General features: G+C 63.7%; 26 protein-coding genes. 16 read left to right on the plus strand and 10 right to left on the minus strand.

The window, feature by feature from the left end; genetic code table 11:
• Window positions 1-172: 172 nt before the first annotated feature.
• The 3 genes from WBG82_RS05865 to WBG82_RS05875 all read right to left on the minus strand — a co-directional run bounded on the left by WBG82_RS05865 (window position 173) and on the right by WBG82_RS05875 (window position 2,022).
• Window positions 173-757 (minus strand): CarD family transcriptional regulator, encoded by a 585-nt coding sequence (locus WBG82_RS05865; RefSeq protein ID WP_424422542.1) that lies wholly within the window; start codon window positions 755-757, stop codon window positions 173-175.
• A 477-nt stretch (window positions 758-1,234) separates the two neighbouring features.
• The gene (fdxA, locus tag WBG82_RS05870; RefSeq protein WP_424422545.1) at window positions 1,235-1,573 is read right to left on the minus strand and encodes a ferredoxin FdxA; all 339 of its coding nucleotides are present in this window, start codon (window positions 1,571-1,573) and stop codon (window positions 1,235-1,237) included.
• The gene (locus WBG82_RS05875) at window positions 1,570-2,022 is read right to left on the minus strand and encodes a hypothetical protein (protein WP_424422547.1); all 453 of its coding nucleotides are present in this window, start codon (window positions 2,020-2,022) and stop codon (window positions 1,570-1,572) included. The genes fdxA and WBG82_RS05875 overlap by 4 nt, the downstream gene beginning before the upstream one ends.
• A 180-nt stretch (window positions 2,023-2,202) precedes the next feature.
• Here WBG82_RS05875 and WBG82_RS05880 point away from each other — a divergent pair, with 180 nt between their 5' ends.
• Together WBG82_RS05880 and WBG82_RS05885 are read left to right on the plus strand one after the other, a co-directional pair.
• Window positions 2,203-2,559, plus strand: a complete 357-nt coding sequence (locus WBG82_RS05880) for a metal-sulfur cluster assembly factor (protein WP_424422549.1) — start codon at window positions 2,203-2,205, stop codon at window positions 2,557-2,559.
• The gene (locus WBG82_RS05885) at window positions 2,541-3,671 is read left to right on the plus strand and encodes a hypothetical protein (protein ID WP_424422552.1); all 1,131 of its coding nucleotides are present in this window, start codon (window positions 2,541-2,543) and stop codon (window positions 3,669-3,671) included. The genes WBG82_RS05880 and WBG82_RS05885 overlap by 19 nt, the downstream gene beginning before the upstream one ends.
• Window positions 3,672-3,698: 27 nt before the next feature.
• Here WBG82_RS05885 and WBG82_RS05890 read toward each other — a convergent pair whose 3' ends face one another.
• Window positions 3,699-4,136 carry an Rrf2 family transcriptional regulator gene (locus WBG82_RS05890; RefSeq protein ID WP_424422554.1) on the minus strand — a complete coding sequence of 146 codons (438 nt, stop codon included), beginning with the start codon at window positions 4,134-4,136 and terminating at the stop codon, window positions 3,699-3,701.
• 169 nt (window positions 4,137-4,305) lie between these two features.
• On the opposite strand from WBG82_RS05890, the gene WBG82_RS05895 reads away from it, so the two are divergent.
• The 8 genes from WBG82_RS05895 to folE all read left to right on the plus strand — a co-directional run bounded on the left by WBG82_RS05895 (window position 4,306) and on the right by folE (window position 9,887).
• Window positions 4,306-5,679 carry a hypothetical protein gene (locus WBG82_RS05895; RefSeq protein ID WP_424422556.1) on the plus strand — a complete coding sequence of 458 codons (1,374 nt, stop codon included), beginning with the start codon at window positions 4,306-4,308 and terminating at the stop codon, window positions 5,677-5,679.
• Between the two features lie 4 nt (window positions 5,680-5,683).
• Window positions 5,684-6,283 (plus strand): DUF2249 domain-containing protein, encoded by a 600-nt coding sequence (locus WBG82_RS05900; RefSeq protein WP_424422559.1) that lies wholly within the window; start codon window positions 5,684-5,686, stop codon window positions 6,281-6,283.
• Entirely contained in the window at window positions 6,280-6,588 is a 309-nt protein-coding gene (locus tag WBG82_RS05905; protein WP_424422562.1) for a metal-sulfur cluster assembly factor, read from the plus strand. Before WBG82_RS05900 ends, WBG82_RS05905 begins: the two co-directional genes overlap by 4 nt.
• Window positions 6,589-6,609: 21 nt before the next feature.
• Window positions 6,610-7,062, plus strand: coding sequence for a DUF2249 domain-containing protein (locus WBG82_RS05910; protein WP_424422564.1), 453 nt, complete (start codon window positions 6,610-6,612; stop codon window positions 7,060-7,062).
• 271 nt (window positions 7,063-7,333) lie between these two features.
• Window positions 7,334-8,059 carry an RNA polymerase sigma factor gene (locus WBG82_RS05915; protein ID WP_424422566.1) on the plus strand — a complete coding sequence of 242 codons (726 nt, stop codon included), beginning with the start codon at window positions 7,334-7,336 and terminating at the stop codon, window positions 8,057-8,059.
• Between the two features lie 98 nt (window positions 8,060-8,157).
• Window positions 8,158-8,745, plus strand: coding sequence for a DUF4439 domain-containing protein (locus WBG82_RS05920; protein ID WP_424422568.1), 588 nt, complete (start codon window positions 8,158-8,160; stop codon window positions 8,743-8,745).
• Window positions 8,746-8,811: 66 nt separating this feature from the next.
• Window positions 8,812-9,183 (plus strand): c-type cytochrome, encoded by a 372-nt coding sequence (locus tag WBG82_RS05925; RefSeq protein ID WP_424422571.1) that lies wholly within the window; start codon window positions 8,812-8,814, stop codon window positions 9,181-9,183.
• A gap of 74 nt (window positions 9,184-9,257) precedes the next feature.
• Window positions 9,258-9,887 carry a GTP cyclohydrolase I FolE gene (folE, locus tag WBG82_RS05930; protein WP_424422573.1) on the plus strand — a complete coding sequence of 210 codons (630 nt, stop codon included), beginning with the start codon at window positions 9,258-9,260 and terminating at the stop codon, window positions 9,885-9,887.
• Window positions 9,888-9,996: 109 nt separating this feature from the next.
• Here folE and WBG82_RS05935 read toward each other — a convergent pair whose 3' ends face one another.
• The 3 genes from WBG82_RS05935 to WBG82_RS05945 all read right to left on the minus strand — a co-directional run bounded on the left by WBG82_RS05935 (window position 9,997) and on the right by WBG82_RS05945 (window position 11,506).
• On the minus strand, window positions 9,997-10,317 hold the full coding sequence (locus WBG82_RS05935; protein ID WP_424422576.1) for a 2Fe-2S iron-sulfur cluster-binding protein: 321 nt from the start codon (window positions 10,315-10,317) through the stop codon (window positions 9,997-9,999).
• A gap of 109 nt (window positions 10,318-10,426) precedes the next feature.
• Window positions 10,427-11,023 carry a superoxide dismutase gene (locus WBG82_RS05940; RefSeq protein ID WP_424422579.1) on the minus strand — a complete coding sequence of 199 codons (597 nt, stop codon included), beginning with the start codon at window positions 11,021-11,023 and terminating at the stop codon, window positions 10,427-10,429.
• 54 nt (window positions 11,024-11,077) lie between these two features.
• A complete protein-coding gene (locus WBG82_RS05945) occupies window positions 11,078-11,506 on the minus strand; it encodes a hypothetical protein (RefSeq protein WP_424422581.1) in 429 nt (142 codons plus the stop codon).
• A gap of 278 nt (window positions 11,507-11,784) precedes the next feature.
• Here WBG82_RS05945 and WBG82_RS05950 point away from each other — a divergent pair, with 278 nt between their 5' ends.
• The 5 genes from WBG82_RS05950 (at window position 11,785) to WBG82_RS05970 (ending at window position 14,205) form a co-directional block, all read left to right on the plus strand.
• Window positions 11,785-12,240: an RrF2 family transcriptional regulator gene (locus tag WBG82_RS05950; RefSeq protein ID WP_424422584.1), complete on the plus strand. Its 456-nt coding sequence runs from the start codon at window positions 11,785-11,787 to the stop codon at window positions 12,238-12,240.
• A gap of 117 nt (window positions 12,241-12,357) precedes the next feature.
• Window positions 12,358-12,831 (plus strand): group III truncated hemoglobin, encoded by a 474-nt coding sequence (locus WBG82_RS05955; protein WP_424422648.1) that lies wholly within the window; start codon window positions 12,358-12,360, stop codon window positions 12,829-12,831.
• Complete coding sequence (locus WBG82_RS05960) at window positions 12,831-13,553, plus strand: hemerythrin domain-containing protein (RefSeq protein ID WP_424422587.1); 723 nt, start codon at window positions 12,831-12,833, stop codon at window positions 13,551-13,553. The genes WBG82_RS05955 and WBG82_RS05960 overlap by 1 nt, the downstream gene beginning before the upstream one ends.
• Window positions 13,550-13,837, plus strand: a complete 288-nt coding sequence (locus WBG82_RS05965; RefSeq protein ID WP_424422590.1) for a DUF1971 domain-containing protein — start codon at window positions 13,550-13,552, stop codon at window positions 13,835-13,837. The genes WBG82_RS05960 and WBG82_RS05965 overlap by 4 nt, the downstream gene beginning before the upstream one ends.
• An 11-nt stretch (window positions 13,838-13,848) precedes the next feature.
• Window positions 13,849-14,205 carry a DUF488 domain-containing protein gene (locus WBG82_RS05970; RefSeq protein ID WP_424422593.1) on the plus strand — a complete coding sequence of 119 codons (357 nt, stop codon included), beginning with the start codon at window positions 13,849-13,851 and terminating at the stop codon, window positions 14,203-14,205.
• 51 nt (window positions 14,206-14,256) lie between these two features.
• Here the strand turns inward: WBG82_RS05970 and WBG82_RS05975 are convergent, their stop codons facing one another.
• Window positions 14,257-14,949, minus strand: a complete 693-nt coding sequence (locus tag WBG82_RS05975) for a Crp/Fnr family transcriptional regulator (protein WP_424422596.1) — start codon at window positions 14,947-14,949, stop codon at window positions 14,257-14,259.
• Window positions 14,950-15,227: 278 nt separating this feature from the next.
• Entirely contained in the window at window positions 15,228-16,205 is a 978-nt protein-coding gene (locus tag WBG82_RS05980; RefSeq protein WP_424422598.1) for an NAD(P)H-dependent flavin oxidoreductase, read from the minus strand.
• A 259-nt stretch (window positions 16,206-16,464) separates the two neighbouring features.
• Between WBG82_RS05980 and WBG82_RS05985 the strand changes: the two genes are divergently transcribed.
• Window positions 16,465-18,087 carry an acyl-CoA synthetase gene (locus WBG82_RS05985; RefSeq protein ID WP_424422601.1) on the plus strand — a complete coding sequence of 541 codons (1,623 nt, stop codon included), beginning with the start codon at window positions 16,465-16,467 and terminating at the stop codon, window positions 18,085-18,087.
• 24 nt (window positions 18,088-18,111) lie between these two features.
• Here WBG82_RS05985 and WBG82_RS05990 read toward each other — a convergent pair whose 3' ends face one another.
• Entirely contained in the window at window positions 18,112-18,882 is a 771-nt protein-coding gene (locus tag WBG82_RS05990) for a Crp/Fnr family transcriptional regulator (protein WP_424422603.1), read from the minus strand.
• Between the last annotated feature and the right edge of the window lie 25 nt (window positions 18,883-18,907).

Here is an 18,907-nt window from a genome sequence, read left to right on the forward strand (position 1 = left end):
GCCCAGAACCAGGTGGCAACCCTGTCGGAAGAACTGGCCGGCGAAGGCATCTGAGCGCCTCACTACGATGGAAAGCGCGGTGAGACCGCCCGCCCCCCTGACGGCAGGCGCCCCGAAAAGACAAAACCCGGCACAAGGCCGGGTTCCGTAAGTTCCTGCCGGAGAGAAAGGCTCAGGCGGCGTCTTCCTGCTCGGCTTCCTCGTTGTCGGCCTTGGCGCCGCGCTTCGGGCCCTTGTTGAGGTTGACCTCGATGAGGCGCACCGCCTCGGTCTCGGACATGCGGTTGACGGCCGCGATCTCGCGGGCCATGCGGTCGAGCGCGGCCTCGTAGAGCTGGCGCTCCGAATAGGACTGTTCCGGCTGGTTGTCGGCGCGATAGAGGTCGCGCACCACTTCCGAAATCGAGATCAGATCGCCCGAATTGATCTTGGCGTCATATTCCTGCGCGCGGCGCGACCACATGGTGCGCTTCACGCGGGCGCGGCCCTGCACGACCTTCAGCGCGCGATCGACATAGTCGGTCTCGGACAGCTTGCGCATGCCGATGGAGGTGGCCTTGGCGACCGGCACCTTGAGCCGCATCTTGTCCTTCTGGAAGTCGATCACGAAAAGCTCCAGCTTCATGCCGGCGACTTCCTGCTCGTCGATGGACACGATCTGGCCGACGCCGTGAGCCGGATAGACGATGAACTCGCCGGTCTTGAAACCGTGACGCGCGGCCGCTGAGGGCTTCTTCTGCGGGGTGGTGGTTGCCATTACGCCCAGAACTCCTTGGTTGTGGCGCCGGCGGCTTGCCGGCTGAACACGGGCTGCCGGTTCGATCCGGCCGAAGCGGCCCGCGACCACGCGGGATCGTGCACCGCTTCATCTCTCGTTGTGCACCGGCATCGCGCAGGCGCTGGCGCCTGTATCCCGGTGCTCCTGGTTCGCCGAATGACATGCAAGTCCGCCCGATGAAGCCGGAACCGGCACACCGCCGCCAGCGGCCGCCTGGTCCAAGATCGCTCTGGTCCGGGTGCGTAACTCACCTTTCAGTGATTGAGGCCGTTTCAGCCATAAATCGACATACGTCACGAGGCATGTGACATATGTGTAGCATAAAAAGTCGGAAGAATCAAGAATTTGCTGCACGCGCGAAGGAACGCGGGCCGGCCCGTTCGTCAACCCCGTTCCGGCAGCGGCCGGCTGACGCAGGGTCAGGCAGCCCGATTTCGTGCGCTTGCCGGCCCGCCGTCAGTCGCCGCCGCCGGGCTCGGCGGAGAAGTATTTCTCGAACTTTCCGGCCTCTCCGTCGAAGGCCGCCGCATCTTCAGGCGGCTCCTTCTTGGTGGTGATGTTCGGCCACTTGTCGGCATATTCGGAATTGACCTGCAGCCACTTCTCGAGGCCGGGTTCGGTGTCGGGCTTGATGGCGTCGGCCGGGCATTCTGGCTCGCACACGCCGCAGTCGATGCACTCGTCGGGATGGATGACGAGCATGTTCTCGCCTTCGTAGAAGCAATCGACGGGGCAGACTTCCACGCAATCCATGTATTTGCAGCGGATGCAATTGTCGGTGACGACAAAGGTCATGATGCAGCTCCCTGAAATGCAGGCCCCGGATCGAGCGGCGAGGGAAGCGCGGGAGCAGGACCGGCCGCTTCGGCCTTTTCGCGACGGGAGGCGCGGCCTGCCCACGCCTTCACATCCTGCGCCGCGAGCGCGCGGAGTGCCCGCAGCCGCGTTTCCAGTGTTGTCCGTGCGTCCTCGCCCGCCACATGCGCGACCGTGTCGAAGAAGAAGGGCTGCATGATGCGCCCCGTCGTTCCCCGGTTGTCGCAGATGAGTTCGAGAAGATTGCGCGCCACGGGTGAAAGCCGCTCAGGCTCGGCCGAAGGGTCGAGGAGCTGGCCAAGCGCTTCCTCCACCCTTTGCCATTTCTGCGCGGCGATATGCGTCAGCACATTGCCGAGATGCGGATGCCGCCTGAGGGCGGCGTAAATTATGTCTGCGAGAGGGTTCTGTTCCGGGCCTGTCGTCATGTCGACAATCCTTGAAGGTGCCCGCGTGGACCGCGCCGGGTCGCCATAAGAAGCATATGAAATACTATTTATAGCAGAGGGAAGCCGGCTGCAAGCGTCGGATTGCCGCGCCCGATATGCGCCATTGATAAAAAGGCATATCGTACGCATGTTAAATGGGGCCGGGAGATGGAGAAAGGCATGAGCGGGATGATTGCCGAGGCGGATGTTCTCGATGCGCTGCGCGATGTCATCGACCCGGAACTCGGCGTCAATATTGTCGATCTCGGGCTTGTGTACCGCGTGGCGACCGGCGACGACGCCATTGCGATCGACATGACGATGACGACGCCTTCATGTCCGCTCGGAGATTATCTGAAGGATGAATCGAGATCCGCGATCCGTCGCCGCTTCTCCGGCGTCGGGACGATCGAGATCAATCTCGTCTGGTCGCCGCCCTGGAGCGCCGAACTGATCCGCGAGGAAGGCCGCCGAGCGCTGGGCTGGCCGGAGGAAGAGCGAAAGCCGGGCTATAGCGCATGGACGCCATCGGACTGAGGCGGCAGGAACTGGAGGCGGCGCGCCGCGCATTGGTGCAACGCCGGGGCTTCCGCTTCGCCTTTCTCGCGGCGGGCTTCGTCGCGCTCGTCAGCGCGCTTTATGGCGGGCTCATGCGCATCGGCTGGGTTCTGCCCTGGCCGCCAGCCGATCTCGTCTCGGCCCATGGCGCGCTCATGACGGGCGGCTTCTTCGGCGCGCTGATCGGGCTTGAGAGGGCGGTCGCGCTCGGCCGCCTCTGGCCTTATCTCGGTCCGTTTTCTGTTGCCCTGGGGACGCTCGCCATCTGGGCGGGCGCGCCGGAGATGGGCCTTGCCTTCTATGCCTGTGGCGGCCTCGTGCTCGCCGCCGCCTCCGCTTTCGTCTGGTATCGCCAGCGCGAAACCTTCACCGCCGTCATCGCGCTCGGCGCGGCCTTCTGGGCTCTCGGCATGTTCGTCTGGTGGCTGGGTGGCGACCGGGCGGACGCCGTTGTCGCGCTGATGCTTTTTCTCGTGCTGACAATCGTCGGGGAGCGGCTGGAGCTTACGCGCGTGCTCCCGCCGCGCCCGCGCGCAAAGCCCCTGTTCCGTGCCTGCGTGGTGCTGGTCCTCGCGGGCGCCGCGCTCGTGCCTTTCTGGCAGGATCCGGGCTTGCGTCTTTTGGGGTTGGGCTTCCTTTCCCTTGCCGCGTGGCTCGCAACTTATGACATCGCGCGGCGCACGGTCCGCCAATCCGGCCTCGTGCGCTATGCGGCGCTATGCCTGTTGTCGGGTTATGGCTGGCTCGCGGTTGGCGGCGCCATTCTTCTTGCCGCGCCGGAACCTTTCGGCGGCCTCTATTACGATGCGGGCCTGCACGCGATCTTCCTCGGCTTCGTCTTCGCCATGGTCTTTGCCCATGCGCCGATCATCTTCCCGGCCGTGGCCCGTCTGCCGGTGCCGTTCCGCCCGCATTTTTATGTTCATCTCGCGCTGCTGCATCTCTCGCTTCTGGTGAGGCTCGCGGGCGATCTCGCCGACAACCCGGATCTGCGCATGGCGGGTGGGCTCGGCAATGCGGCCGCTATCGTGCTCTTCATTCTCGCGACGGCGGGCTCCGTCATCTCGGCGCGTATGGCCGCGCGCGCATGAAGGCGGGGAAAACGCGTGCATGCGCTGTCAGGCCGGAAGTGAAAGCAGCTTGGCGAGCTTTGCCCGCGGTTGCAGGAGATCGGCAAGCGTGTAGCTGTCGAGCACGGCGAGAAATGCGTCGAGCGCTTCATGGAGCGCGGTGCGAAGGACGCAGGCCGGCGCGATGCGGCAGCTGCAGCCATCTCCCTGGAAGCATTCGACGAGAATGATGTCGTCTTCCATCTGGCGGACGAGAACGCCGATATTGATCTTTGCGGGCTCCATGGCGAGACGCATTCCGCCGCCCTTGCCGCGCGAGGTCGCGAGATAGCCGAACTGGCTGAGGCGCAGCACCACCTTCATGACGTGATTGCGCGAGATGCCGTAGTGGCGCGAAACCTCTTCAATGGTTGCGACCTTCTCGTCCTTCATACCGACATAGGTGAGAACGCGCAGACAGTAATCGGTGAAGGTCGTCAGGCGCATATCGCTCACTCCGCTGGGACGAGGTCCGGGCGCCTCCCCGCTGCCGGAACGGCCATGCGCGGCGACACGAAATTATAAATAGCATTTTTGATATTGCTTTGCATGCGGTTTCGCATTAAAGAAGTATATTATATACCACTTAAGGCGATGCAGCCTGGAGCGCCACCGCATGATGATCGGAGCCGGAGTCTCGCGCTGGACGATGCTGCATCTGGGGAGCGCCGTCATCGCCTTCCTAGTCGCGGAAACCCTGCTGGCGGCCGGATATGCCGATCCGCTCGACGGCCTGCGCGCGCCCGCGACGCTGGTTGCCGTTCACCTCATCACCATAGGCTGGTTGAGCCTTCTGATGCTGGGCGCGCTCTACCAGTTCGTGCCGGTCATCACGACGACGTCGCTTTTCAGCCAGCGCCTTCCCATCCTTTCCTTCTGCTCGATCGTTTCAGGACTGGCGGCCATGCTTGTCGGCTTTCTCGCGCTGGACGGCGTGGCCTATGCCCATGTCGCCTGCCTTCCGATAGGTGGCGCGCTCGTGCTCACGGGCTTCATCCTCGGCGCGATCAATGTCGCCATGACGCTCTGGCGCGCGCGCCCGCTGCCGCTGCCTGCGGTCTTCGTGGCCTTCGGATTGGGCTTCCTGCTTCTCACGGGGCTTGCCGGGCTCTGCTTCGCGCTGGCCTTCGCATTGCCGAACCCGCCGCGCTTCCTTCTCGCTCTGGCGGGCCAAGGGCTTCTCCTCCATGTCGTCGCGGGGCTTGGCGGCTGGTTCACCCTCACGGCAATGGGCGTGAGCTACAGGCTTCTTTCCATGTTCATGCTCGCGCCCGATGAGCCGCGCCCCACGAGCTACGCCGCGCTCGGCCTCACGGCAGGCGGTCTTTTCCTTCTGATCGCATCGGGTCTTTTCGGCATCGCGGCCGAGCATTCCATGGCCGCCTATGAGGCGGCAGGCGCGCTCATGGCCGGAACCGGCGCCGCCTTCTATCTCGCCGACATCGTGCATCTCTACCGCGCCCGCAAGCGCCGCCATCTGGAGCTGAACAGCATCACCGCCGCGGGCGCGCTCGCTCTCTTCACAGCGGCCGTTGCGGGATCGGGAGTGGCGGCGGCCTTTGGCGGTCTCGAGCGTTTCGCGGGCGCGCTCGGCTATCTCTTCGTCTTTGGCTGGCTCTCCGGGCTCGGGCTCAGCCAGCTTTACAAGATCGTGCCGTTCCTGACCTGGCTCGAGGTTTTCGGCAAGCGGCTCGGCAAGGGGCCCGTGCCGCGAGTTCAGGATCTCGTGGACGAGCCGCGCGCGCGGCCCTGGTTCATTCTCTATTTCGCCGCCGTGTTGCTCGGCACGGCAGCGCTCGTCTTCGCCAGCGCGATCCTCTTGCGCTTCGCCGCCGTGGCGCAGCTCGTCGCGACGGGCTTCATCGCGCTCGAACTATGGCGCGCGCGCAGGCCCGATCCCAATGCCGCGCCGAAGCCGATGGGCCAGGGCGCGCCGCTTCCCTTCGCAAGACCCATTCCCCCTTCAAACCGTTCCACTCATGGAGGATGAACCCATGACCGTTTCGTACCGGACGCTCGATGTGCGCCCCACCTTGCGCGCTGGCGGCGAGCCGTTTCAGGAAATCATGCAGGCCGTTGCCGCTCTTGCCGGCGGCCAGGGCCTGCGCCTGATCGCGACGTTCAAGCCCGTGCCGCTTTTCTCCGTGATGCAGAAGCGCGGCTTCACGCATAGCGAGCGGCCGCTCGGCGATGGCGACTGGGAAGTCACCTTCACGCCCGATGGAGACGCCGCGAAGGCGACGGCCGCCGCCTGGCCCGCAACACCTCCGGCTACGCCCCCGGCCGCCAGACAGGCCGCAAGGCAGGCCGGCAGGCAGGCGAAGCAAGGCGAAGCCGATGCGAGCGACTGGCCCGCACCCGTTCAGGTGCTCGACAATCGCGGCCTGATGCCGCCAGAGCCTCTGGTGCGCACGCTCGAAACGATGGAGGAGCTCGCCATCGGCGAGGTGCTCGAGATCTGGAACGACCGCGATCCCGTTCTTCTCTATCCGGAGCTTGAGACGCGCGGCCATCTCGCCCATCGCGACATACGCGGGGCGGAGGGCTATCGCATCCTGATCCGCAAGGGCGAGCCGAAGGGAGAGGCCTCATGAGCGAGCTTTCCGGCGACGCGCTTCGCGAGGCGCTGAAGGACGTGTTCGATCCCGAGCTTGGCTACAACATAGTCGATCTCGGTCTTGTCTATGGCATCGACATCAATGAGGGCGAAGTCACCGTCACCATGACGCTGACGACACCGGGCTGTCCCGCATCGGACATGATCCAAGGCGGCGTCTATCAGCGCCTCTGGGCCATCGAGGGCGTGAGCGATGTCGAGGTGAACCTCGTCTGGGAGCCGCCATGGAGCCCGGAGGCGATGAGCCCTGCCGCCAAGGAGCATTTCGGCATCGCCGCCTGAGCGCCCGACGGAAGACGCCCCATGGATCGAGACGCATCCGTTTCCTCTCTCAACCGCATTTTCATCCGCGCGCTGAAGCGGCTGGGCGATGCGGGAGACATCGACGCCGCCTGCCGCATGGCGGCGGAAGCCTGGTCGTTGCTCCGGCATGACTGGCCCGAAGAAGCCCGACGCCTGAACGGCGTTCTGCACAACCTCACCAGCCCCAACCGTATGGGCAAAAAGGAGAGACCCATGAACGACAATGCAAACCTCGATGTCCGCCAGCTCATCCCCGCTCAGCGGCACAGGCTGATCTTCGAGACCTGGCACAATCTGGAGCCGGGCAAGGGCTTCGTGTTGGTGAACGATCACGACCCGAAGCCGCTCTACTACCAGTTCGACGCGGAACATTCCGGCGAGTTCACCTGGGATTATCTGGAGGCCGGACCCGAGGTCTGGCGCGTGCGCATCGGCAGAAAGTCGGCCGCCTGAGTATCGGCGGTTGCCGGGGCGAGGCGGCACACATCCCCGTGCCGTCCCGCCCCGGCCTTTGCGGCCTGCCCGACGCCCGGCCCGGGCACGCGTAGCCGGAACGCCACGCGGCATTGTGGCGGGTGGTAAATAGTGCTCACATGCTCGCCGGAAGGTGGGCATGGAGCGGGCCCTCAGGTTTTTGACCGTTCCCCGGGAACCTTTTCCCTCCGAGATACGTCTACAGGGGGAAAGAGGCCGCGGATATGCCGCGGTGTCGAGGGCAACGGTCATGAATCTGGACAATCTGACATCCCTGTTCCAGACCCCGCAGCGTGAGGCTGCGGATGATGTCAGCCTTGTCGCGGCCTTGCGGCGCGGCGAGGACCGCGCCTTCGAGGCCATCATGCGCCGCTACAATCAGCGGCTGTTCCGCGTCGCGCGCTCCATTCTCCGCAACGAGGCGGAGGCTGAGGACGCGGTGCAGGAAAGCTGGCTCCGCGCCTTCACCCATCTCGAGCGCCTGCAGGACCCCGCCCGGCTCGGCGGCTGGCTTGCGCGCATCGCGGCGAACGAGGCGCTCGACCGGCTTCGCCGCCGCTCGCATCTGCCACTCGACGAGGGGCATCCGATCACGCCGGAGGCGGAGATGGTGCCGGAAAGCGTCGTGGTGTTTCAGACGCCGGAATTCGAGAAGCGCCGCAGCGAAGCGCGCGCGCTGATCGAACGCGCCGTGGACAGTTTGCCCGAGAATTTTCGCGTCGTTTTCGTCCTGAGAGCGATCGAGGAACTATCGGTCGAGGAGACGGCGCGCGTCCTTTCCATTCCACCCGATACCGTCAAGACGCGTTTTCACCGCGCGAAGAAACTTCTGCGCGGCGATTTGAGGGAAGCGCTCGATTCCGCGTTGCCGGATGCATTCGGCTTCGACGGGGAGCGTTGCGACAGGATCGTCGCGAAAGTCACGGCGCGATTGCGCTCCGCGAGCGGACCCGTGCCGCGTACACCGCCCGACTAGCAAGCGGGCAGACACAAGATCAGTAACGAAGCCAGGGCCGGAGAGTATCGCTCCTCCGAACGATACCGCTCGCCCGCGACAGCAAAGGGAGACATGAGATGATGAATCGCGAAGACAATGGAAATGCGCCGAGGAACCCGAGCAGGCGCGGGGTTCTCGTCGCCGGCGGTGGCGCGACGCTTTCCGCCGTGGCGGTGGCCATGCTTGCCGGAGGCGGCTCGCTCCTGCGCTCCAGCGCGGCGCTTGCCGCGAGCGAAACCGATCTCGGCATTCTCAACACCGCGCTCGGCGCGGAGCTTCAGGCGATTGCCGCCTATCAGGTCGGCGCCGAAAGCGGCCTTCTGACACCCGGCGTGAAGAAGCTCGCCCTCACCTTCCAGGGGCACCACAAGAGCCACGCCGACATTCTGCGCGAAACGGTCGGCAAGCTCGGCGGCAAGCCCGTCGAGGCGCTGAAGGACTATCACTTTCCGCTCGATCAGCTGAAAGCTGAAGCCGACGTGCTGCGCTTCGCGGCTGGTTTGGAAAAGGGCGCGGTAAGCGCCTATCTCGGTGCGGTGCCGCAATTCGAGAACCGCGACCTTGCCAAGGCGGCGGCAAGCATTCTCGGCGACGAGGCGATGCACTGGGCGGTGCTGCGTTCTGCCCTGGGGGAGGAGCCGGTCCCCTCCGCCTTCATGGAATAAGAGACGCAGCATCGAACTGGCGGAGCCTGCCCGGCGGGCTCCGCCGCTTTTTTCAGGAGATCGAGAATGCGCATTATTGCCTCATTCGCATTGGCGGCGATCCTGGTTGCCCCGCCCGCGCTGGCGCAGGAAAAGAGCGATGCGGCGCATGGAAAATCGCTCTATGCGCAATGCCGCTCCTGCCATACGCCCGAAGAGAACAGCGTTGGCCCGAAACATTGCGATGTCATCGGCCGGAAGGCGGCAAGCCTGCCCGACTATCAGTACTCGCCAGCCATGACGAAGAGCGGCCTCACATGGACCCCGGAAAATCTCGACCGGTTCCTGCAGAAGCCCGCAGCGCTCGTGCCCGGCAATTACATGCCCTTCGCCGGCATCGCGAAGGCGAAGGATCGCGCGGACATCATCGCCTATCTGGCGACATTGCATTGCTCGTGAAGAAGGCGCGAAGCGCCTCATCGCCCGAAGCGGAGGGAAGGAACTTGGCTCGTTTCGCAAGAGAGGATTTCAGCATGGCTCCCTATGACGAGAGATCGGATGCCGGTGTGACCGGCTTCAGCCGTTCCTTCGCGGAGGCAGGCAGAAGCAGGGCCGAAGCCGCCATTCGCGATCTCCTGTCATGGATCGGGGAGAATCCCGGCCGTGACGGGCTTGTGGACACGCCGGCGCGGGTGCTGCGCGCCTTCGAGGAATATTTTTCGGGCTATGCCGTCACGCCGGAAAAATTTCTCGCCACGACCTTTTCAGAGACGAACGGTTATGACGACATGGTGGCGCTTTGCGGCATCGGCTTCGTCAGCCATTGCGAGCACCATATGGCACCCTTTTTCGGCAAGGCGCATGTCGCCTATGTGCCGTCGGGCCGCGTTGTCGGCATCAGCAAACTCGCCCGTGTGGTCGATGCCTATGCGCGCCGTCTCCAGATCCAGGAGCGCATGACGGTCGAGATTGCATCGGCGATCGAGCATGCGCTGAAGCCGAAGGGTGTTGCCGTCATTGTCGAAGCCACGCATCACTGCATGGTGGCCCGCGGTGTGATGAAGCCGGGCGCCACGCTCGTGACACGCCGCTTCAGCGGAGTCTTCGAGAAGGATGCGGAGTTTCGCCGCCTGTTCGAGCAGCGGATCGAGGCGTCCTGCTAGGGCGTGTCCTGCAAAAGCGAAAACGCTTCCTCGCATCGGAAACGAGGCCAATCAGGAATCTTGAGCATCCGTTCAGGCCCCGTCAAAACGGATACTCCGGATACGCCGCCTATCTCTGCCATTCGGGAATATGGAGCCTGAGCCCGTCAAGCGCCGCGGTCATGTGGATCTGGCAGGAAAGGCGGCTCCTCTCTCCCGCATTGACGGCGAAGTCGAGAATGTCCTCTTCCATGCCCGTCGCGTGCCCCACGCGCTCGATCCATTCCGGATCGACATGGACGTGACAGGTCGAGCAGCTGCAGCTTCCGCCGCAATCGGCATCTATGCCGGGCACGGAACGGCTGATCGCGGCATGCATCGCTGTCATGCCGGCGTCGACCTCGACGATATGTTCGGTTCCATCGGGCTCGATAAAGATGATCCGGGGCATGTTTCTCATCCCTGCTGATGGGGAATGCGCCCAGCGTGTGATGCGGCCCGGAAGAAGTTGAACGCGGCGCTCTCGACCCTATGCGGGGAGGGCGCCGCGTCCGTTTTCATCAGGCAGCCGAAAGACGCTGTTCGACCGCAGCCCAATCGGCCAGATGCTCGACGAAGGCCGTCAGGAAATCGCCGCGGCGGTTCTGGTAATCGACATAATAGGCATGTTCCCACACGTCGCAGACGAGGAGCGGGCGCTTGCCATGAACAAGCGGGGTCTCCGCGTTCGAGGTCTTGACGATTTCGAGCTTGCCGTTGTTGTCGACGAGCCAGACCCAGCCGCTGCCGAACTGCGCGAGGCCCTCATCGATGAACTTGCGCTTGAAGCTGTCGAAGTCGCCGAAGCTCGCGGAAAGAGCCGCACGGAGCTTCTCCGGAACGGCGCTGCCGCCCGGCTTGATGCACTCCCAGAAGAAGGAGTGATTGAGATGCTGGGCCGCGTTGTTGAAGATCGCAGTGGCCTTCGCATCGCCATGAGTCTTGCGGATGACGTCTTCGAGGCTCAGCTCGGCGAGCGGCGTGCCTTTCGTCAGATCCACGAGCTTCGTCGCATAGGCGCGATGATGCTTGCCGTGGTGAAGCTCGAGCGTCTGCGCCGACATGTAGGGTTCGAGCGCGTTGATGGCAAAGGGGAGTTCCGGAAGAGCAAATGGCATTTCAGACACCTCAATGTAGTTTAATCGTTTAAATGCCCCTCTGCCGGTTTGAAATCAACCACCAAAAGCGCTTCGCGCCGAAAGGAACGCATATGCGAGGCCGCTCGTGCCGATAGCGAGGCAGACGGGAACGAGCGCGATGTGAATGAGCGCTTCCTTGCCGGTGATGAGGCCTGTGTTCGTATCGACATGAGCGGAGAGGAAATCGTTGAAGGTCTGCAACTCGGGATGAGCGGACGAAACCTTCTTCGCGATCCGCATCATGAGGAATGGAATGCCGAAGAACATGAGCACATAGCCCGTGCTGACCGTCACCATGAAGGCGCCGTCGAGCGTGCTGCCGAAACCGATCCAGAAGGCGCCGACGAGCCACGCCCAGGCAAGTAACGTCACGATATAGACCCCCTTGTGTATTTCACTGAAGGGGATCGTAAGAACATTCTCTTTCGCTTCGTGATGAAGACTGGGAGCCTCCGCGTTCATTCTGTTCTCCTCCTGGCGGTCGCCTGGAACGGGTGCCCGCCCGAGCGCGTTCGGCGCCTGGTGGCCTCGAATAACAGGCAAATGAAATACCTCTTTATGATTTGCCTTCATTCAGGCGAGCGCAATCGGGATTTCACGGCGGGGGCTGCGACAAATTGGACCATGCCCCGCGGGCGCGGTCATAACCACCTTTCGCAAACCGGCTGGCCGAAGTGGCGCTACGAGCTTCGCCGGGCTGTGGTAAAATGCGGCCAGTCACGTTGCGGAGAAGAGCTTTTATGCGAGTCACACTACATACCGACTATGCGCTCAGAATGCTGATGCTTCTGGCGTCGGAGCCGGGTGAGCTACACACGATCGAGGAAGTCTCGACGCGCTACGGCATATCGCGCAACCACCTCATGAAGGTGGCGCAGACGCTGGTGCAGGGCGGCTTCGTCGAGAGCGTGCGGGGCAGAAGCGGCGGTTTGCGTCTCCGCAGGCGCCCCCAGGACATCAATCTCGGCGCTGTGATCCGCACGACGGAGGACGGTTTCAATCTCGTCGAGTGCTTCGACAAGGAATCCAATACCTGCGTTATCAGCACGGCCTGCGGGCTCAGAGGGCCGATGGAAGAGGCACTGGCCGCTTTTCTCGGCGTGCTCGACCGCTACACGCTTGCCGATCTCATCAGGAATCCCGGCCGCTTGCGCCGGATGCGGCAGTTGCTCCATCAGGAAGCCGAAGCCGTCTAGCGATTCCGGCCGCGTCCGCATCTTTTGCCGATGCCATTGAAGGGCGGGCTTGTCGCCGGTCGCGTTTTGAAGGATATTGTGCATCTTAAATACTTCTTTCGAGCGAGTGGAGTAGACATGCCGCTGGACGAGGCAGCAAGCCGCCGGGCAAAGATCGTGGAAGCCGTCGAGCGCGAAACCGGAATTGACGAAACGATGGTCGCGCGGCTGGTTCACGGCTTTTACGATCGCGTGCGCGCGGACGAGGTGCTTGCGCCGATTTTCAATGCGCGGATCGCCGATTGGGGCCCTCATCTCGAGCGGATGTGCGATTTCTGGTCGTCCATTGCGCTGATGACCGGCCGCTATCATGGCCAGCCCATGCGGATGCACGCGCCATTGCCGGTATCGGGCGCGCATTTTGACCGCTGGCTCGATCTCTTTCGCGAGACGGCTGCGGAGATTTGTCCCCCCGAGGCGGCCGCGTTCTTTGTGTCCCGCGCCGAGCGCATTGCCGAGAGCCTGGAGCTTGGCATTGCTGGCGCGAGGGGCCTGATGCTCCGCAAGGGCGAGCGTCTGAGGCCCGTCGAACTGGCGGACGGAGGTGAATGATGAAGTCCGAAGCTGTGGCGGCCGCGCGGGAGGTTCTCGCCTCCATGGAAACGACGCGGCCGGAGGAGATCGCGCGCAGCATCCCCGGCGCGGCGAGCATTTTCCAGAAATACGCCTTCGATCCGGCGGCCAATGGCGAGGCGAAGCTCGGCGACTGGGCGCGCGAACTGGGCGTTCTTGAGCAGTCATTCGCCGAGGAATTGCGCGAGCTTGCTCGCATCGTCGCCAATGCGGATGCCGAGCGCGACGCCCTGATCGGCTATATTCTGATCCGCTTCCACGACGCTCACAGGGAAGAACTGCCCGCGCTCGTCGAGCTTGCCAACCGGGTCGAGGCTCGTCATCGCGATCACCCTATGGCGCCGCGCGGGCTTGCGCTTCTGCTGGATGAGTTGAACGACGTCATTCAGGCTCACCTGCAAAATGAGGAATCGCTGCTTCTGTCCATGATGCGGCATGGCGAGGAAGAGCACCTCATCGACCCCATGGCGCATATGTGTTGCGAGCATGACGAGCAGGAAATCCGGATCGCCCGCATTGAAGCGAACACTTTCGATCTGAGCGAGCCCGTTGACGCATGCGATGCCTGGCGCGCACTCTATGCAGGCATTCGGAAGCTCACCGTCGAATTGCGCGATCACATGCGGCTGGAGAACGACGTGCTGTTTCCGAGCATTGCGCGCGCCAGCCTGCTCGCCAGACAGGGAGGCCGTCTGATATGAGTGCATCGCTTCCGCCGGACGCCGTCGCCTATAAGCGCACACCCGTCTTCGACGAATATACCGTGCCCGCCCCATTGCTCCACCGTCACAATACCAAGGCCGGTGTGTGGGGCCTTCTCCATATTCTCGAGGGCAAGCTTGTCTATCGCACGCTCGATCCTGTCACCGAGGTGGTGGTCGATCCCTCCGCGCCGCCCGTCGTCATCGAGCCGCAGGCTCTGCATGAGGTGGCGTTGATCGGTCCGGTACGCTTTTTCGTGGAGTTCCATTCGATCCCTGCATGAGGGAGAGCGAAATGAAACGAGATATTGAGATCAAGCGCATTTACGAGCCGGCTGACAGGAATGACGGAACCCGCGTGCTTGTCGACCGGCTCTGGCCGCGCGGGCTCAGCCGCGCCGAAGCGAAGCTCGACGCATGGATGAAGGACATTGCGCCGAGCGCCGAACTGCGCAAATGGTTCGGCCACGATCCCGAGCGCTGGGCGGAGTTCGTCCCGCTTTACGAAGCCGAATTGCATGCGAACAAGGAAGCGGTGCACGCCCTGCTGGAACTGGCTGGCAAGAAGCGGCTCACCCTTCTCTATGCGGCGCATGATGGGGACCACAACAATGCGGTCGTCCTCTCGCGCTTCCTGAAGAAGCTCCATTGAGCGGAAGCAACGTGTGCGGAGTGTGTGCGCCGGACCTCGGGCGCGCGCGATCTATCGCGGCTGCGCGATGCTCTTCATGGCGGCCGGGTCCTTGATGCGCATCATGCCGCCGGAGATCTCGACGAGATCCTCTTCCCTCAGCCGCCGCAGCACGCGGTTCACATGAACCTGTGTCAGCCCAACGGCTTCGGCCAGATGCTGTTGGGTGAGCGGAAAGGGGATCTCATGGTCATGCGCGAGCCCCCGTGCCGTCATCCGCTCGCAAATATCGATCATGAGAAAGGCGATCCGCTCTTCGGCGGTGCGGGTCACGAGCGCGATGAGCTGCTGGTCGCAGCGCTCGCGATCCTCGACGCAAAGCGACATGATCGACTTCATCGATCCGGGATGTTTTTCCATGAAGCGCAGAAACTCCGCCCGGTCGAAGGCGCAATAGCTGACCGCGGTTGTCGTCTGCACGGATGATGACAGCGTGTTCTTGAAGATCGACGCGGTGGAAATCACATCGCCCGGCAGCAGGATCGACAGGATCTGCCGCCGGTTGTTCGCGCCCACCGTGAAGCGAAGGGCCCATCCTTCGCGGATCAGTATGACGTCATCGAGTTTCTGGTGCTTGCGGTAGATGGTCTGGCGCGGTCTTGCTGTGACCTGTCTCGGCCGCACGAAGCCGTCTTCATGGCTGAGATCGGCAACCGCCGCCGAACAGAACGCCAGAGATCTGAGCGGGCAGTCATGGCACAGCATCCCCCGCCCTGCGGCCGGCCGCTCCGGCGATTGTGTAACCTTGTGCGATGTTTCGAGTCCCGCCGCGACCGACGCAACCAATGACTGTCCCCTTCTTGCGGTCCGCCTGTTTACGTACCTTTCGTACATACCCAAGGGAAAAAGCCGCGGCAATCGGGAAGCAGGCGCAACTGAAACGAGTATATCACTTAGGTTATAGACTCACCATTTCACCATGGAAATCGGCCGGCTCGCCACGCTCCGTCGAGGAGGGACGAGCCGGCCGGGCGTGATGCGCGTCAGGCGGCGAGGAAACCCTCGAGCCTCTTGCGGATGATGGTTTCCGCTTCGCTCATGATGCGGTCGATGAGTTCCTTGCAGCTCGGAATGTCGTGGATGAGACCGGCGACCATGCCGCAGCTCCATGCGCCCGCATCCATCTCGCCCTTCTGCATGACGCGCGGATAGACGCCGCCGACGAGTTCGCGAATGTCCTCGATGCCGAGGCTTGCGCCCTTTTCGCGCTCGATCTCGACGATCTTCTCCACCGCCGCGTTCGAGAGGACGCGCTCGGTATTGCGCAGCGGGCGCATGATGAGGCGCGTGTCGAGTTCGCTCGCGGCGAGAAGCGCCTTCTTCACATTCTCATGCACGGGCGCTTCCTTGGTGGCGATGAAGCGCGTGCCCATGTTGATGCCTTCCGCGCCGAGAGCGAGAGCGGCGACGAGGCTGCGCGCATCGGCCATGCCGCCGGACGCGACGAAGGGGATCTTGAGTTCCTCGGCCGCGCGCGGCAGCAGGATCATGTTCGGAATGTCATCCTCGCCCGGATGGCCGCCGCACTCGAAGCCGTCGACGCTCACCGCGTCGCAGCCGATCCTCTCGGCCTTGAGCGAGTGGCGAACGGAGGTGCATTTGTGGATGACCTTGATGCCGCCCGCCTTGAGCGCCGGCATATAGGCTTCGGGGCTGCGGCCGGCCGTCTCGACCGCCTTCACTCCGCCCTGAATGATCGCGTCGATATATTCGGGATAGGGCGGGTTCGAGAAGCCGGGCAGAAAGGTCAGGTTCACGCCGAAGGGCTTGTCCGTCATCTCGCGGCAGCGAGCGATCTCCTTGGCGAGCGCTTCCGGCGTCGGCTGCGTCAGGCCCGTGATGATGCCGAGGCCGCCCGCATTGGAGACGGCGGCCGCCATCTCGGCGAGACCGACGAAATGCATCCCGCCCTGAATGATCGGATGCTTGATGCCGAAAAGCTCTGTAATGCGCGTCTTCATTCTTTCATCCCTCTTGCTTTCGCCCCTCTTGGGTTCGTTCGACCGGTGGCCGGATGCATTTCTAAAGGGTTAGCCGGTAGCGCGGAAATTGGAAAGCGGCGGATCGCACCACCCCGCTCGCTGCGCGGACGACGCTGCGTCAGGGCGCGGGCCTGCGGGGGGCGCAGTGAAGGGCTAGGCCTCCCGGCCTCTTGCCTTGGCGGACGGCCTGGCCGATCCTTTCCCGACGACATCGTGCTGCCATGGGAGGGTCAGAGGCATGAAACGGCATTTCGCCGCGCTTTGGGAAGTGATCAGCGACGCCATTCCCGACGAGATCGCCATCGTCAATGGCGACACGCGGCGAAGCTGGCGCGAATATGAGGGCCGGGCGGGATCTCTCGCCGCCGCTCTCGTGGCGGCGGGCCTCCGTCCGGATGCCAAGATTGGTCTCTACGCCTACAACTCCAACGAATATCTGGAGGCTCACTTCGCCGCGTTCAAGGCGCGGGGCGTGCCCATCAATGTGAACTATCGCTATGTGGAGGAGGAGCTTACCTACCTTCTCGACAATGCCGATGCCGAAGCCCTTTTCTTCGATGCGCAATTCGGCACCCGCGTGGCGGCGATCCGCTCCCGCCTGCCGAAGCTCAAGCTCCTCGTCGAGATCGACGACGGCTCGGGCGAGCATCTGGACGGCGCGCTGCGCTATGAAGACGTCATAGCCGCGCATCGCCCGCTGCCGCGCGGCGACTACTCGGAAGACGACATCTACATGCTCTATACGGGCGGCACCACGGGCATGCCCAAGGGGGTCATGTATCGCCAGGGCGACTTTGCCGAAGGCCTGATGCTCGGCTACGACCTGCGCGGCCTGCCCCGTCCACAGACGCGCGATGAACTCACCGCGGCCGTGCGCGAGCTGCGCGCCGCGGGTGCCGCGCCCGTCAGCATGGCGGCCTGTCCGCTGATGCATGGCACGGGCATGTGGCTCGGCGTCATGATCGCGCATAATCTGGGCGGCACGGCCGTCACCTTCCGCAATACGCATTTCGATCCCGACGAACTCTGGCGCCTCGTCGAGCGCGAACGCGTGAGCGATGTCGCCATCGTCGGCGATGCCTTCGCCAAGCCCATGCTGCTTGCGCTTGAAGGCGCGAGGGACGCCGGACGCCCCTACGATCTCACCTCGCTGAAGACGCTCATTTCCTCTGGCGTCATGTTCACGCGGGAGGTGAAGCAGGGCCTTCTCGATTTTGCCGACATCGCCATCATCGATGCCATGGGCTCGACCGAGGGCAGCATGGGCATGTCCGTGGTGTCGCGGGAACTGCCGCCGAGCGAGACGGCGCGCTTCCTCAAGAACGAAACGACGAAGGTCTTTACCGATGACGGAAGGGAAGTCACTCCGGGGTCGGACGAAATCGGCATGATCGCCAATGGCGGCTTCGCGCCCATAGGCTATTACAAGGACCCGGCGAAGAGCGCGGCGACCTTCCGCGTCGTCAACGGCCATCGCTACAGCTTCCCCGGCGACTATGCCAAGGTCGCGGCCGACGGCTCTCTCATCCTGCTGGGGCGCGGCTCCGTCTGCATCAATACGGGCGGCGAGAAGGTTTTCCCCGAGGAGGTGGAGGAGGCGCTGAAGGCGCACCCTGCCGTCTATGATTGCCTCGTGGTCGGCCTGCCCGACGACCGCTTCGGCGAGCGCGTCACGGCCGTGCTTTCCCGCCGGCCCGGCCATTCGGTCGAGGACCAGGAACTCATCTCCTTCGCGCGCACCAGGCTCGCCGGCTACAAGATGCCGAGACAGATCGTGCTGGTGGATGAGGTGCGGCGGGCACCGAACGGCAAGGCCGATTACAAATGGGCGAAGGCCGTCGCGGTCGAACGGGCGGTCTGACGCAATGGCGTAAGGCGCAGCGTTTCAGCCGCGCCGCTCGCCTGCAAGCTCGCGCAGGCCCTTGAGGTCGAATATCTCGATCATCCCGCCTGAAACCTCGATAAGGCCGGCGGCGCGCAGCCGGCCGATGACGCGGCTCACATGCACCTGGGTGAGGCCGAGCGCATCGGCGATGTGCTTCTGCTTCATCGGAAAGGGCAGTCGGGTGCCCGCATGGCCGTGCTGCTCCATCCGCCGCATGAGGTCGATGATGAAGCGCGATATGCGCTCTTCGGCCGTCCGGCGTCCGAGATCGACGATCCGCGCCTCCAGCCGTTCCTTCTCCCGCATGCAGATGCGCGTGAAGGCGGTCGCGCTTTCCGGATTGTCGCGGATGAAGGCGACAGTGGCCTCCCGGTCGAAAAGGCAGAGCCGCATGGGCGTGAGCGCCTGAATGGAGAAGTGCATGCTCCCCTTCGTCACCAGCGAGGTCGAAAGAAAGTCGCCCGGCAGACAGAAGGAAAGGATCTGCCGCCGCCCGTCCGGCACGAGCACATACTGGAAGGCGATCCCCTCGCGGATGATGCCGATTTCGCGCGGCGTCTCGCCGCTGCGATAGAGGATCTGCCGCGAGCGCGCGGTCGTTTCGCGTTTCCCGATTTTCGGCTGGCAGCCATCCGGGCCATGCGTGAGACGCGAGCAGAACTCTCCGCCGCTCGATGGGCAGCCCCGGCAGTCGGTCTCGGGTACCGTGGCGCCACTGGCGGGGCGGCCATCATGCATGACCGGCTTGTGGGTCGAACTCGCCGTACTCAAAGCGCGTCTCGCATTCTCGTTACAC

The sequence above is a fragment of the Parvibaculum sp. genome (assembly GCF_049671045.1).
Lineage (GTDB): Bacteria > Pseudomonadota > Alphaproteobacteria > Parvibaculales > Parvibaculaceae > Parvibaculum.

What these genes read in the sequence shown, in the direction of transcription:
- WBG82_RS05865 (WP_424422542.1), bottom strand. Translation starts at nt 757, where the DNA reads ATGGCAACCACCACCCCGCAGAAGAAGCCCTCAGCGGCCGCGCGTCAC.
- fdxA (WP_424422545.1), bottom strand. Translation starts at nt 1,573, where the DNA reads ATGACCTTTGTCGTCACCGACAATTGCATCCGCTGCAAATACATGGAT.
- WBG82_RS05875 (WP_424422547.1), bottom strand. Translation starts at nt 2,022, where the DNA reads ATGACGACAGGCCCGGAACAGAACCCTCTCGCAGACATAATTTACGCC.
- WBG82_RS05880 (WP_424422549.1), top strand. Translation starts at nt 2,203, where the DNA reads ATGAGCGGGATGATTGCCGAGGCGGATGTTCTCGATGCGCTGCGCGAT.
- WBG82_RS05885 (WP_424422552.1), top strand. Translation starts at nt 2,541, where the DNA reads ATGGACGCCATCGGACTGAGGCGGCAGGAACTGGAGGCGGCGCGCCGC.
- WBG82_RS05890 (WP_424422554.1), bottom strand. Translation starts at nt 4,136, where the DNA reads ATGCGCCTGACGACCTTCACCGATTACTGTCTGCGCGTTCTCACCTAT.
- WBG82_RS05895 (WP_424422556.1), top strand. Translation starts at nt 4,306, where the DNA reads ATGATGATCGGAGCCGGAGTCTCGCGCTGGACGATGCTGCATCTGGGG.
- WBG82_RS05900 (WP_424422559.1), top strand. Translation starts at nt 5,684, where the DNA reads ATGACCGTTTCGTACCGGACGCTCGATGTGCGCCCCACCTTGCGCGCT.
- WBG82_RS05905 (WP_424422562.1), top strand. Translation starts at nt 6,280, where the DNA reads ATGAGCGAGCTTTCCGGCGACGCGCTTCGCGAGGCGCTGAAGGACGTG.
- WBG82_RS05910 (WP_424422564.1), top strand. Translation starts at nt 6,610, where the DNA reads ATGGATCGAGACGCATCCGTTTCCTCTCTCAACCGCATTTTCATCCGC.
- WBG82_RS05915 (WP_424422566.1), top strand. Translation starts at nt 7,334, where the DNA reads ATGAATCTGGACAATCTGACATCCCTGTTCCAGACCCCGCAGCGTGAG.
- WBG82_RS05920 (WP_424422568.1), top strand. Translation starts at nt 8,158, where the DNA reads ATGATGAATCGCGAAGACAATGGAAATGCGCCGAGGAACCCGAGCAGG.
- WBG82_RS05925 (WP_424422571.1), top strand. Translation starts at nt 8,812, where the DNA reads ATGCGCATTATTGCCTCATTCGCATTGGCGGCGATCCTGGTTGCCCCG.
- folE (WP_424422573.1), top strand. Translation starts at nt 9,258, where the DNA reads ATGGCTCCCTATGACGAGAGATCGGATGCCGGTGTGACCGGCTTCAGC.
- WBG82_RS05935 (WP_424422576.1), bottom strand. Translation starts at nt 10,317, where the DNA reads ATGCCCCGGATCATCTTTATCGAGCCCGATGGAACCGAACATATCGTC.
- WBG82_RS05940 (WP_424422579.1), bottom strand. Translation starts at nt 11,023, where the DNA reads ATGCCATTTGCTCTTCCGGAACTCCCCTTTGCCATCAACGCGCTCGAA.
- WBG82_RS05945 (WP_424422581.1), bottom strand. Translation starts at nt 11,506, where the DNA reads ATGAACGCGGAGGCTCCCAGTCTTCATCACGAAGCGAAAGAGAATGTT.
- WBG82_RS05950 (WP_424422584.1), top strand. Translation starts at nt 11,785, where the DNA reads ATGCGAGTCACACTACATACCGACTATGCGCTCAGAATGCTGATGCTT.
- WBG82_RS05955 (WP_424422648.1), top strand. Translation starts at nt 12,358, where the DNA reads ATGCCGCTGGACGAGGCAGCAAGCCGCCGGGCAAAGATCGTGGAAGCC.
- WBG82_RS05960 (WP_424422587.1), top strand. Translation starts at nt 12,831, where the DNA reads ATGAAGTCCGAAGCTGTGGCGGCCGCGCGGGAGGTTCTCGCCTCCATG.
- WBG82_RS05965 (WP_424422590.1), top strand. Translation starts at nt 13,550, where the DNA reads ATGAGTGCATCGCTTCCGCCGGACGCCGTCGCCTATAAGCGCACACCC.
- WBG82_RS05970 (WP_424422593.1), top strand. Translation starts at nt 13,849, where the DNA reads ATGAAACGAGATATTGAGATCAAGCGCATTTACGAGCCGGCTGACAGG.
- WBG82_RS05975 (WP_424422596.1), bottom strand. Translation starts at nt 14,949, where the DNA reads ATGCTGTGCCATGACTGCCCGCTCAGATCTCTGGCGTTCTGTTCGGCG.
- WBG82_RS05980 (WP_424422598.1), bottom strand. Translation starts at nt 16,205, where the DNA reads ATGAAGACGCGCATTACAGAGCTTTTCGGCATCAAGCATCCGATCATT.
- WBG82_RS05985 (WP_424422601.1), top strand. Translation starts at nt 16,465, where the DNA reads ATGAAACGGCATTTCGCCGCGCTTTGGGAAGTGATCAGCGACGCCATT.